This is a genomic window from Candidatus Anoxymicrobium japonicum (genome assembly GCA_002843005.1).
Lineage (GTDB): Bacteria > Actinomycetota > Geothermincolia > Fen-727 > Anoxymicrobiaceae > Anoxymicrobium > Anoxymicrobium japonicum.
On the sequence record PHEX01000003.1, the window covers coordinates 31,055 to 43,235 of the forward strand.

At 55.3% G+C, this 12,181-nt stretch carries 7 protein-coding genes and 2 rRNA genes; 8 read left to right on the forward strand and 1 reads right to left on the reverse strand.

Features of this window, described 5'->3' with window-relative positions:
- Window positions 1-79 precede the first annotated feature (79 nt).
- Genes CVT63_00530 through CVT63_00540 form a run of 3 tightly spaced genes read left to right on the forward strand, consistent with a single transcriptional unit; the run spans window position 80 to window position 2,046 of the window.
- Complete coding sequence (locus CVT63_00530; protein PKQ28886.1) at window positions 80-487, forward strand: hypothetical protein; 408 nt, start codon at window positions 80-82, stop codon at window positions 485-487.
- Window positions 484-1,071, forward strand: a complete 588-nt coding sequence (locus CVT63_00535) for a 3-methyladenine DNA glycosylase (GenBank protein ID PKQ28896.1) — start codon at window positions 484-486, stop codon at window positions 1,069-1,071. Before CVT63_00530 ends, CVT63_00535 begins: the two co-directional genes overlap by 4 nt.
- A gap of 15 nt (window positions 1,072-1,086) precedes the next feature.
- On the forward strand, window positions 1,087-2,046 hold the full coding sequence (locus CVT63_00540) for an NGG1p interacting factor NIF3 (GenBank protein PKQ28887.1): 960 nt from the start codon (window positions 1,087-1,089) through the stop codon (window positions 2,044-2,046).
- Here CVT63_00540 and CVT63_00545 read toward each other — a convergent pair.
- Window positions 2,019-4,466, reverse strand: a complete 2,448-nt coding sequence (locus CVT63_00545; protein ID PKQ28888.1) for a penicillin-binding protein — start codon at window positions 4,464-4,466, stop codon at window positions 2,019-2,021. The genes CVT63_00540 and CVT63_00545 overlap by 28 nt on opposite strands.
- A gap of 163 nt (window positions 4,467-4,629) precedes the next feature.
- Here CVT63_00545 and CVT63_00550 point away from each other — a divergent pair, with 163 nt between their 5' ends.
- The 5 genes from CVT63_00550 to CVT63_00570 form a co-directional block, all read left to right on the forward strand.
- On the forward strand, window positions 4,630-5,868 hold the full coding sequence (locus tag CVT63_00550; protein PKQ28889.1) for a tyrosine--tRNA ligase: 1,239 nt from the start codon (window positions 4,630-4,632) through the stop codon (window positions 5,866-5,868).
- 510 nt (window positions 5,869-6,378) lie between these two features.
- Window positions 6,379-7,938: ribosomal RNA gene (locus CVT63_00555) — 16S ribosomal RNA — on the forward strand.
- Window positions 7,939-8,052: 114 nt separating this feature from the next.
- On the forward strand, window positions 8,053-8,499 hold the full coding sequence (locus CVT63_00560) for a hypothetical protein (GenBank protein ID PKQ28890.1): 447 nt from the start codon (window positions 8,053-8,055) through the stop codon (window positions 8,497-8,499).
- An 18-nt stretch (window positions 8,500-8,517) separates the two neighbouring features.
- A complete protein-coding gene (locus tag CVT63_00565) occupies window positions 8,518-8,955 on the forward strand; it encodes a hypothetical protein (protein ID PKQ28891.1) in 438 nt (145 codons plus the stop codon).
- A 110-nt stretch (window positions 8,956-9,065) separates the two neighbouring features.
- Window positions 9,066-12,181: ribosomal RNA gene (locus CVT63_00570) — 23S ribosomal RNA — on the forward strand; the annotation flags it as partial.

Genomic DNA, 12,181 nt, shown 5'->3' on the forward strand with positions numbered 1-12,181 from the left:
GCCTGACCCCTGATACTGATAATCGCTCTGTGATATTATTGCGTTCAGGCGGTATCACTCGAGCAAGGAGCGTTGAAAGTTGGATGTCAAGAAGGGTGTAATTGTTTCGCTCGGGTACGGCAAGTACTTTCTCTCCGACAAGATCGTCGGCATGACGCCCATCGAGGAAAATCGCGGCCCCGCGCGCAGAACCCATGTTTACATCGATGGACTGGCGGATCCGGTCGTCGCGTCGAAGACTGAAGCCACGATTCTCAGGGAGATGAGCGTCGAGGGGCCGGGCCAGGTCGAGTGCGCCATGGCGCTGGATCTTCTCGAGAGGACGCTCACGGAATTCGGACACGTGGGCCGCATGTTGCGTCGCTCGATCAAAGACGAGGTCGGACTGGATATCGACGACATCGAGAAGCGCATCAAGGACGTCCTCACGCACGATGCGCCCGCGCCGGTTCAGGAAAGCCTGTTTTCTCGGGAGGACTCGGACTGAGCGACCGCGCGCCAGCGGGATTACGGCTTTCCCGGAGCTTCTATGAGAGGCCCACTCTTCTGGTCGCCAGGGAGTTGCTTGGTTGTGTCCTGCGGCACGAGAGCGCGGAAGGCGTCACTTCAGGCATTATCGTTGAGACCGAGGGTTACCTGGGGCACGGTGATAGCGCGAGCCACGCGCGGTTCGGCCGCACACCCCGCAGCGCGACGATGTTCGGGATTCCCGGCATCGCTTATGTCTATTTCGTTTATGGCATGCATTACATGTTCAATGTAGTGACAGAGAAGGATCAGGTTGCCGGGGCCGTCCTCGTGAGGGCGCTCGAGCCGGTTCGGGGAACAGAATTGATGGCGAAGCGCAGGGGACGTGAAACCGATATCTGCTGTGGTCCCGCCCGACTGTGCCAGGCGTTCGCGATAACGCGAGAGCACAACGGCGCCGACCTTACGCGCGGGTCGCTGAGCATCAGGCGTTGGAAGTCGTACGAGGACAACGAAGTTGAGATTACACCAAGGATAGGGGTTGGCGCCGCCGGAGAGCCATACCGTTACCTGGTCAAAGGGAATCTTCACGTTTCAAAGTAGAGGGGGAGATGAGTTGTGAAGCTAGAGCAGATTTACGATCTGGCGGTCGAAATGGGGATAAGCAAGGATCCTCGCGGTAAGGTGGAGATCAAGCAGCTTTTAGATGACGCCAGCAAGGGTTACGAAAGGCTCAAGGGGGACGAGAAGCGCTTTTATGACAAAGAGCGCCTCAAAAATCCATTCGCGGACACGCGGATTCTCTACGGGGATCCGGGGCTGGATGTAACAAATGTCATTGCCGGCATCGACATCGAGGGTCCGGAGCTGTTGCTTGCCGACCGCTTGCGCGAAAAAGGCATGAAAATCGATCTGTGCCTCTCGCATCATCCCGAGGGCACCGCGCTTGCCTCACTGTCCGACGTGATGAGAGTTCAGGCTGATGTCTGGGCGACGCACGGCGTGCCGATAAACGTGGGCGAGGCGCTTATCGGCGACCGCATGGGCGAGATAAGAAGAGCTCTTCTGCCACAGAACCACCAGCGCCCGGTAGACACGGCGCGTCTGCTGAATCTTCCGTTTATGTGCGTTCATACGCCCGCGGACAACCTGGTGACCGATCATCTGAACCGCTTGTTCAAGAAGGCGAAGCCGCGGCTGGTCGGTGACGTCATCGATCTACTGCTGAAAGAGAAAGAGTATCGCGCTTCAGCAGGGCGTGGCATGCCTCCAACCGTGCTGGTCGGGAAGAAGAAAAACCGCGCCGGCGATGTTCTCGTGGACATGACCGGTGGCACAGAAGGTCCGGTGGCGGCTATCGAGAAGCTGGCGCAGGCAGGTGTAGGCACTATCGTCGGCATGCACATGGGAGACAAGCTCAAGTCCGAGGCGGAGAAGCAGCACATCAACGTGGTAATAGCGGGGCACATCGCGTCCGACAACATCGGCATAAATCTCTTCCTTGACCAGTTGGAAAAACGAGGAGTCAACGCCCGGAGCTTCTCTGGGCTTCAGAGATTCTCGCGCCTCAAAAAATAAAAACGCAACACGGGGGTCAAGCCCCCATGTTGCGTTTTGACTTTTCCGCCGCCGCCGCCGTTGTTCACGGATATTGAAACTGTCGATCCGGCCGCCATCATGGTTCCGCCCGATGGGCTCTGGCTCTTGACTATGCCCGGGGGCGTTCCCGGCGCATAACTTACGTTAGCGACAAACCCCGCCGCGGTGATCTTGGTTCTGGCTGGTGTTTCGCCAAGGCCTATAACGTTTGGGATCGTGCTTTGAGGTGGTCCTGTGGACACGTTGATGGTAACGGCGCCGCCTTTAGAAAGAATCGCGCCCGCCGCCGGCGACTGGCCCACTACGGTACCGGCGGGCTCCGTTGAGGCCTGGTTCACGATCGAAGTGGTGTAACCGGCGGCTTCTATCGCGCTACGCGCCGACGAACTGCTCATCCCTACGACGTTTGGAACTTTCGTGGTGTTTTGAGGATTGTGGATAGTGCAGTAAGAGGAGGGTTCCTGGCCGCGCATGAAACTTTTCTGGTGTGTCGATGGGCAGTTCGGCGTGGCGAGCAGGCCGGATTCATCGCATATCGTGACTGTAATGTTTTCGGAAACGGGTTGCTCGATCGAGTGGGATTTGTCTCCCTCCTGGAACGGCGTAGGCGGTATGCCTTTCAGTGCCCGGCTCATGAAGGAGCGCCATATCGTAGCGGGAAGCCCACCTCCCGTCATGCCGCCCATCGAGACGCGGCCTTGCGGGTAGCCGATCCAGACTGCCGTAACCAGGTCGGGAGTGTATCCGACAAACCACGCGTCGGCATGATCCTCGGTGGTCCCGGTCTTGCCGGCCTGCGGCCTTCCAATTTTGGCGCCCGTGGCGGTGCCGCTCGAGACGACTTGCTGGAGAATGTCGTTTATTTTGGTTGCTACTTTTGGGTCGAGAATGGTGTTCGTCTCCGGTTTGCCGTCTTCAACTGTTTTCCCGTTCGGATCAGTCACTTTCGAGGTGGAGCGTGCCACCGCGTGCACGCCGTTGTTTGCGAGCGTGCCGTATGCGGATGCCATCTCGAGCGGAGTGACGCCGATGTGCAGACCCCCAAGTGCGATCGCCGGATTGGGCTCGACGGCAGTTTGAATACCCATTGCGCGCGCCATCTCAGCGACACGCGAAGGGCCTACGTCCATTATGAGTTGCGCGAAAACTACATTGATCGAGTGAATGGTAGCGTTTCGAATGGTGGTCGAGCCGCTCCCGCGCCCGTCGTAGTTGTTGACTTTCCATTTGCCGCCGCCCGGGAGATTGATGGTTCGAGGAGATGAAGCGCTGTACGTCTGTTCCGGGGAGATGCCGTCCGCCATGGCGCGGGCCAGCACGAACGTCTTGAAAGCCGAACCCGCCTGCCGGTGTCCGTCACCCGCCACATTGAATTGGCTCTGAGCATAATTTTTCCCGCCGACCATCGCTTTGATATGCCCGGTTCGTGGATCGACACAAACCATCGCGACGTCAGGCCCCTTGCCAGGATCTGTCAGGCGCACGATAGCGTCCTCGGCGATATCCTGCAGGCGCAAATCGATAGTTGTGTATACGCGAAGGCCGCCACGGAACGCTTTCTGGTCTCCAAATTTTCTCTTGATGTATTCCGTGATGTAATCGCAGAAGTATGGCGCGCGCCTGATCACGTAAACCTTATTGGGCGGCGCAAGGTTGAGCGGCTCTTTGTTCGCGGCGTCCAACTCCGCGCTACTTATCATGCCGTACTTCAGCATCTGCCTGAGAACCAGGCTGCGTCGCTCGAGCACCTGCTGGGGCTTTACATACGGGTCGTAGTAGCTTGGCGAGCGAATGATAGCGGCCAGCAAGGAACATTCGGCCAGCGTAAGCTGTTGAGGCGCTTTGCCGAAGTACTTTCTCGCGGCTGTGAAAATTCCGTAGCAGCTATGGCCAAAGTAGATGTCGTTCAGATAAAGCTCGAGTATCTTGTCCTTGGAGTACTTTTGCTCGATCTCAAAGGCAAGATGGGCCTCCTGGATTTTCCGCCACAGAGTGCGCCTGGCGCCGACATAGGCGTTTTTGACGTACTGTTGCGTAATAGTGCTTCCGCCCTGAACCACCGAGCCCCTGACAATGTTTGCCCACAGCGCTCTCGCGACGGCTTTCAAGTTGATGCCGGAGTGGTGGTAGAAATTGTTGTCCTCTATAGCGCGGACCGCCTTTTTCAACGAGTCCGGCATCTCGCCGAGGGCGATTATTTCCCTGTTTTCATCACCGTGAAGCTCACAAAGAAGCGTCCCGTCAGCCGCGAACACCTTTGAATTCTGCGCCGCCTTGTATTCGTTGAGGGATGACAGTTTCGGGAGGCCTATCCCGGAGAAAAACCACAGGGCGACTCCGCCCGCGCAGATGGCTACTCCAACTATTATCACAACAGACAACCTGAGGAATACTTTCATAACACCATCACATCTGTAACATTTTCAACAATAATAACACCAACGGGACGCGCTATCAAAGCGATCGGGATGTGAGCACGGAGTTTTTGTTCGTGCGTTATAATACGCAAGATCGCAAGACAACAAGACGGAAGACGAGCGAAGAAAGATTGGCGAAGGCGTAATGACGGAAAAGCTGATAGAGGAACAGATGAGGTTGATATCCTCGGGCGCCGTGGAAGTAATTTCCGAGCCCGAGATGCGCTCCAGGGTCGAGAGGTCTATAGCGACAGGGAAACCGTTGATAGTCAAGCTCGGCGTGGATCCGACGCGCCCGGATCTTCATATCGGGCACTCGGTGCCGCTCAACAAGCTTCGTCACTTTCAGGAGTTGGGGCACCACGTGGTCTTGATCATCGGTGATTTTACGGCGCTGGTTGGCGATCCGAGCCAGCAGGATGTCACGAGGCCCGTGCTTACGCCGGACGAGGTCGCTCGCAACGCCAGAACGTATGTCGAGCAGGCCAGTAAGATAATTGACACCAGGCACGCCCGGATCGTTCACAACAGCGAGTGGCTGGCCCCCCTCACGTTCAAGGAAATACTCGCTCTCGCCTCAAAGTTTACGGTTGCCCGCATGATGGAGCGTGACGATTTCGCGAGGAGATTCGCTTCGGAGAAGCCAATTGGACTCCACGAATTTTTATATCCACTGATGCAGGCTTACGACTCGGTGACGCTCGGCGCGGACGTAGAGCTTGGCGGCACTGATCAGAAGTTCAACCTGCTCGCGGGCAGAAATTTGCAGCGCGCCATGGGTCAGACGCCACAGTGTGTCATTACATTACCGTTGCTCGAGGGCACCGATGGGGTTCACAAGATGAGCAAGAGCCTCGGCAACGACGTGGGCCTCACCGACCCGCCCGGCGAGATGTTTGGCAAGTTGATGTCGATTCCCGACGAAATCATGTGGAAATATTTTGAGCTGGCAACCAGTGCGCCGCTCGAACACGTGGCCGAAATGCGAGCCGCCACAGAGTCAGGTGACATGAACCCGCGAGACGCCAAGGAGCGCCTCGGAATAGAGATCGTGAAGATTTATCATGGGCCCGCCGAGGCGGAGCAGGCCGCGGAGGCGTTTCGCAAGGTCTTCAGTCAAAAGGAGATGCCCCAGGACGCGCTGGTGGCCGCGCTGGATTCGGCGCGCTTCTCAGACGGACGGATTTGGATCGTTGACATGCTTGTTTCACTCGATCTGGTGTCTTCAAACAGTGAAGGGAGACGGCTGATCGAGGGAGGCGGGTTGTCGATAGATGGCGTTAGAATTGATGATTCATCGTTGGAATTGACACCCGAGCAGATCGAAGGAACACTTTTGCGCAAAGGAAAAAAGACGTTCGTAACGGTCAAAATAACCGACTGATTTAACTTTGGGGTCAGGTCTTTTCAAAGTTAAATCGCGCCCGCTAGCGTTAAGTTTGACAGCGTTTCCCAAGTAGTGTTACTATCACCACAGACCTTGAAAGTGGCCAGAAGGAAGTAACACTTGACTTTGCTGGACAAAGCGACAGGTTTAAAACTGGATCTCAAGAGCTAGCGCACCGACAAACAGGTGAATGACCGCTGGACTTGAGTTCAGCGGTTTTCTTTTGGCGAAATGGGTCGTTACAGGCGAGTGAAATCGCTGGTGCCTCGTCCCATAGATACGGTGTGGCACCGAGAGCGTCGATGCGCCGTTCCTTAAAAGGCCGCGCGACCGAGTCGTACTCGGTGAGTACGGCGAGGAAGTGGAACGCGGCAGAGGCGGATGCAGTGGCGTTCGAATGCAAGCGTATTTATGGGACGGGACACTAGGTACCTTGAAAACTGAACAGTGGTTTTGCCTGAGAGTGACCGCTTACTCAAAAAGCGGTATTTTGGATAACACAAACTTTCCACGGAGAGTTTGATCCTGGCTCAGGATGAACGCTGGCGGCGTGCATAACACATGCAAGTCGAACGAAACCCGACTGGTAACTTGCTATCGGACGCTTGCTATCGGACGGAGATTTAGTGGCGAACGGGTGAGTAACACGTGGGTAACTTGCCCTGGAGATCGGGATAACATGGGGAAACCTGTGCTAATACCGAATAATCTGCCTTTCCCGTATGGCATCGGCAGAAAATGGTTAGCTTGCTTTCCGCTCCAGGATGGGCCCGCGGCTTATTAGCTTGTCGGTAGGGTAATGGCCTACCGAGGCGACGATGAGTAGCCGGCCTGAGAGGGTGTACGGCCACACTGGGACTGAGATACGGCCCAGACTCCTACGGGAGGCAGCAGTGGGGAATTTTGCGCAATGGACGAAAGTCTGACGCAGCGACGCCGCGTGGGTGAAGAAGGCCTTAGGGTTGTAAAGCCCTGTCAGGGGGGACGAAGGGAAACTGACGGTACCCCCAGAGGAAGTCCCGGCTAACTACGTGCCAGCAGCCGCGGTAATACGTAGGGGGCGAGCGTTGTCCGGAATTATTGGGCGTAAAGAGCACGTAGGCGGCTTATCAGGTCGGATGTGAAAACCCGTGGCTCAACTGCGGGATTGCATTCGAAACCGGTAGGCTAGAGTTCAGCAGGGGAAAGTGGAATTCCCAGTGTAGCGGTGAAATGCGCAGATATTGGGAAGAACACCAGTGGCGAAGGCGGCTTTCTGGGCTGTGACTGACGCTGAGGTGCGAAAGCTAGGGGAGCGAACAGGATTAGATACCCTGGTAGTCCTAGCAGTAAACGATGGGCACTAGGTGTGGGGAGTGTCAACTCTTTCCGTGCCGAAGCTAACGCATTAAGTGCCCCGCCTGGGGAGTACGGTCGCAAGGCTAAAACTCAAAGGAATTGACGGGGGCCCGCACAAGCGGCGGAGCATGTGGCTTAATTCGACGCAACGCGAAGAACCTTACCAAGGCTTGACATGCATTTGAAAGACGTGGAAACACGTCCCCCTTTATGGCAGTTGCACAGGTGGTGCATGGCTGTCGTCAGCTCGTGTCGTGAGATGTTGGGTTAAGTCCCGCAACGAGCGCAACCCTTGTCCTGTGTTGCCAGCGATTCGGTCGGGAACTCACAGGAGACTGCCGGTGACAAACCGGAGGAAGGTGGGGACGACGTCAAGTCATCATGCCCCTTATGTCTTGGGCTGCACACGTGCTACAATGGTCGGTACAGAGGGCTGCGAAACCGCGAGGTGGAGCCAATCCCAAAAAGCCGGCCTAAGTTCGGATTGAAGGCTGAAACTCGCCTTCATGAAGTCGGAGTCGCTAGTAATCGCGGATCAGCATGCCGCGGTGAATACGTTCCCGGGCCTTGTACACACCGCCCGTCACACCACGAAAGCTGGCAACACCCGAAGCCGGTGGCCTAACCCGCAAGAGAGGGAGCCGTCGAAGGTGGGGTTAGTGATTGGGGTGAAGTCGTAACAAGGTAGCCGTACCGGAAGGTGCGGCTGGATCACCTCCTTTCTAGGGAGTTATCTCTAGGGTCAAATGTTGACCGGGCTTCCACTGTTCAGTTTTGAAGGTATTATAGAATCGACTGTTTATTGCAACGACACGTTTGCTTTAAGGGGAAGGAGGCAAGTTTATGGAGCAAGTGGAAGTCGAGAAAGGAACGTCCAGTGGCATGACGGGTGAGACAGTATCGCCAGTAGGTGATTTTATCGCGCTTGTTGGTGGATTTGCCGCCGTTGTGTTCGCGATGGCGTTGACCTGGTACACCACGCCAGGGGAAGCGTTGAAAGGCGTTAATCCGGGGAACCCGGTCGGGGTCATATGTTTCGCGATGGGTGCCGGGGTGTTCGCTTTTGCTGTTGTCATGTTGGTTGGCAGATTCATCAATCCACATTTCAGATTGATTCGGAGCCCTGGGTGGGTATACTCCTTTGGCGCTTCGGTTATTTTTATGGCCTGCATTGTCGGGCTGGCGGTGCCACCTAATATCGCGGGTGTTCAAGCCGGGGTAAGCACTGGCGTAATACTCGAGTTGTTTGCGGCTTCCGCTATTAGCGTAGGCGGACTACTGAAGTTCTAAGGAGGAAGAGGAGGATACATGCAGCCGGATTTTACGAATGTAGAGACGCCTGACAAGATCGCCGGTGTGTCGGCCCTGGCGCTTTTCATCGCGCTTTTTCTGCCATGGGTTCACGTCAGTGTAAACAGAGGGCTCCTGGGAATGAAAGTATCCGTTAACGCCGGGCCGAGTTTTGCCTGGATAAGCATCCTGTCGGTGCTGGCGGTGTTTGCGGTCTTGGCTCTTACTGTTTTTGACATGGAACTGCCGTTGCCCGCGGGCCTAGTTTATCTGGGCGCCGGCGCGCTTGCGGTGTTGCTGGCGATAATCGTAATACTGTTGAGGCCTATTGGAGGCGCCGGTTTCAGTATTGCGGGAGTGAGCAAGATTCCATGGTACGGGGCTTTCATAGGCCTCATAGCGGCAGTTGGGATAGCGGTAGGCGGGTTCCTGAAACTTCAGGGACAACGGTACTAGACTGATTTTATATCGCGGGCCCGCCGACGCGCGGACGCGGTGAACATATTTGTGGCGAGACCCACTCGCACCTTGAAAGCTACACAGTGTTGTATAGAAAGGTCTTCACGGACCAAGATGCTAAGAGCACACGGTGGATGCCTTGGCGGTAGGAGCCGAAGAAGGACGCGGAAGGCTGCGAAAAGCTCCGGGTAGTCGCCTAACAGACGTAAATCCGGAGATGTCCGAATGGGGAAACCCGGCACAGGTAATGCTGTGTCATCCTTGCCTGAACACATAGGGCAAGGAAGGCAAGTGGGTGAACTGAAACATCTAAGTAACCCGAGGAAAAGAAAGTAAAAACGATTCCCTCAGTAGCGGCGAGCGAACGGGGATGAGCCCAAACCCGATGGGTGTGATAGCCCGCAGGTGTTGCTCATCGGGGGTTGTAGGAGTCATCAGGCGTTTCTGCGGAGGCGCCAGGGAGTTACAAAACAGGTCTTTAGCCGAAGCGGGATGGAAAGCCCGGCCACAGAAGGTAACGGCCCTGTAGGCGAAAAGGATCTGTCTCCCGATGAAATTCCTGAGTACGGCGGGGCACGTGAAATCTTGCCGGAATCTGCGTGGACCACCACGTAAGGCTAAATACTACCTACCGACCGATAGTGAACTAGTACCGTGAGGGAAAGGTGAAAAGTACCCCGGGAGGGGAGTGAAATAGTACCTGAAACCGTGTGCTTACAAACAGTCAGAGGGAGCTTGTCTCCTGATGGCGTGCTTTTTGTAGAACGAACCGGCGAGTTACTGATACGCAGCAAGGTTAAGGATTACCGGAGCCGCAGCGAAAGCGAGTCTTAATAGGGCGATTTAGTTGCGTGTCGTAGACCCGAAACCGAGTGAGCTACCCATGGGCAGGGTGAAGCGAGGGTAAGACCTCGTGGAGGCCCGAACCCACTCAGGTTGAAAACTGAGGGGATGACCTGTGGGTCGGAGTGAAAGGCTAATCAAACTCGGGAATAGCTGGTTCTCCCCGAAATAGCTTTAGGGCTAGCCTCAGGTGTTTAGTTATGGTGGTAGAGCACTGAATGAGCTAGGGGGCTTCACCGCTTACCAATCTCAATCAAACTTCGAATGCCATAACTTTAGAGCCTGGGAGTCAGACTGCGGGGGATAAGCTTCGTAGTCGAAAGGGAAACAGCCCAGACCGTCGGCTAAGGTCCCTAAATGCAGGCTAAGTGGGAAAGGATGTGGGATTGCACAAACAACCAGGATGTTTGCTTAGAAGCAGCAATCATTTAAAGAGTGCGTAATAGCTCACTGGTCAAGTGGTTCCGCGCCGAAGATGTAACGGGGCTAAAGCCTGCTACCGAAGCCACGGATTTTCCGCTGTAACAGGCGGGGAATGGTAGGGGAGCATTCTCTGTGGGGTGAAGCCGGAATGTGAGTTCCGGTGGACCGCAGAGAAGAGAGAATGCCGGTATGAGTAGCGAAAGACGGGCGAGAAACCCGTCCGCCGAACACCTAAGGTTTCCTGGGGAAGGTTAATCCGCTCAGGGTTAGTCGGGACCTAAGGCGAGGCCGAAAGGCGTAGTCGATGGACAACAGGTTTATATTCCTGTACCACCAACACATGTTCGAGCAATGGGGTGACGGAGAAGGGTAAGCCAACCGCGGCGATGGTTGACCGCGGACAAGCACGTAGGGGGTCGCGCAGGCAAATCCGCGCGGCGCATACCCTGAGGTGTGATGTCGAACCGAGTAAGGTGAAGTGGCCGACCCCATGCTTCCTAGAAAAGCCTCTAGCGAGTGGCGTTGGTGCCCGTACCAAAACCGACACAGGTAGGTGAGTAGAGAATACTAAGGCGATCGAGCGAACTCTCGTTAAGGAACTCGGCAAATTGATCCCGTAACTTTGGGAGAAGGGATGCCGCGGTAGGGTAGAAGGATCTTTTAGACTCCTGAAAGCCCGAGGCGGTCGCAGAGAATAGGCCCAAGCGACTGTTTACTAAAAACACAGCTCTCTGCTAAGTCGAAAGACGACGTATAGGGGGTGACGCCTGCCCGGTGCTGGAAAGTTAAGGGGAGGGGTTAGTGGCCTTCGGGTCGCGAAGCTCTGAACTGAAGCTCCAGTAAACGGCGGCCGTAACTATAACGGTCAACCATTATGGGCCGTTGTAAAACCTGGCCATATGCTGGAACATCCGAGTATCCCGCGCTACCTGTCACAGTGACATGCTATGCTTGAATTGGTGATGTCTATGACAGGTGAAAATGCGACGGGTGCGGACAATCAGCAGGAAAGACCTCCAGGTTGCCTCTCGAAGCCGCGACGATTGACACCAGAGTATATAGTAGGGTTCATTGATGGAGAAGGTTGCTTCAGTGTAAGCGTTCATCCTCACCCGACGGCCAGAAATGGCTGGGTGATGGATCCATGTTTTCAAGTGTATCAACACAGGGATAACTCAGAAATTCTCGAGTTGATCAGAGATTTCTTAGGATGTGGACGTATAACGCCGAAGGGCCCGAACAGCAATGTTCTCACGTACTCAATTGACTCGAGGCGCGACCTCGAGCAGGTGCTGATCCCGCTGATCGATGAGAACCCGATTGTATCAGGCAAGAAACACGATTTTGTGAAGTTCAAAGAGATCGTATTGTCGATGCAGACGGGTGAACATCTCAACGCAAGTGGCTTCAGGCGATTGGCTCTCCTGGCTTTCTCGATGAACAATCGAGGAAAGCAGCGGAAGTATACAATCGAAGAGGTGACAGGAGGAATCCTCAGAGACTACACGCCAGGCGCTCAGCAGTAACAGTCGAGAGAGATGTCGAGTGTGTATGCTGAGTGATGATATAGTCCGACCTCCATGGCGATATGGAGAGCCAGGCAGAAATGACCTGGCCGCCGATTGAATGTCGGTAGTAACAAAGATGCCTAAGGTAGCGAAATTCCTTGTCGGGTAAGTTCCGACCTGCACGAATGGCGTAACGACTTGGGCGCTGTCTCAACGAGAGGCTCGGCGAAATTGTAATGCCGGTAAAGATGCCGGCTACCCGCAACTGGACGGAAAGACCCCGTGAACCTTTACTGCAACCTGATATTGGATTTTGGTACATTTTGTGCAGGATAGGTGGGAGGCTATGAAACTGTGGCGCCAGCCGTGGCGGAGCCGCCCTTGGGATACCACTCTTGATGTATTGAGGTCCTAACCGAGAACCTTGAAGCAGGTTACGGGACAGTGTC

Coding starts and splice junctions, on each gene's coding strand:
- CVT63_00545 (PKQ28888.1), bottom strand. CDS start 4,466: ATGAAAGTATTCCTCAGGTTGTCTGTTGTGATAATAGTTGGAGTAGCC.
- CVT63_00550 (PKQ28889.1), top strand. CDS start 4,630: ATGACGGAAAAGCTGATAGAGGAACAGATGAGGTTGATATCCTCGGGC.
- CVT63_00560 (PKQ28890.1), top strand. CDS start 8,053: ATGGAGCAAGTGGAAGTCGAGAAAGGAACGTCCAGTGGCATGACGGGT.
- CVT63_00565 (PKQ28891.1), top strand. CDS start 8,518: ATGCAGCCGGATTTTACGAATGTAGAGACGCCTGACAAGATCGCCGGT.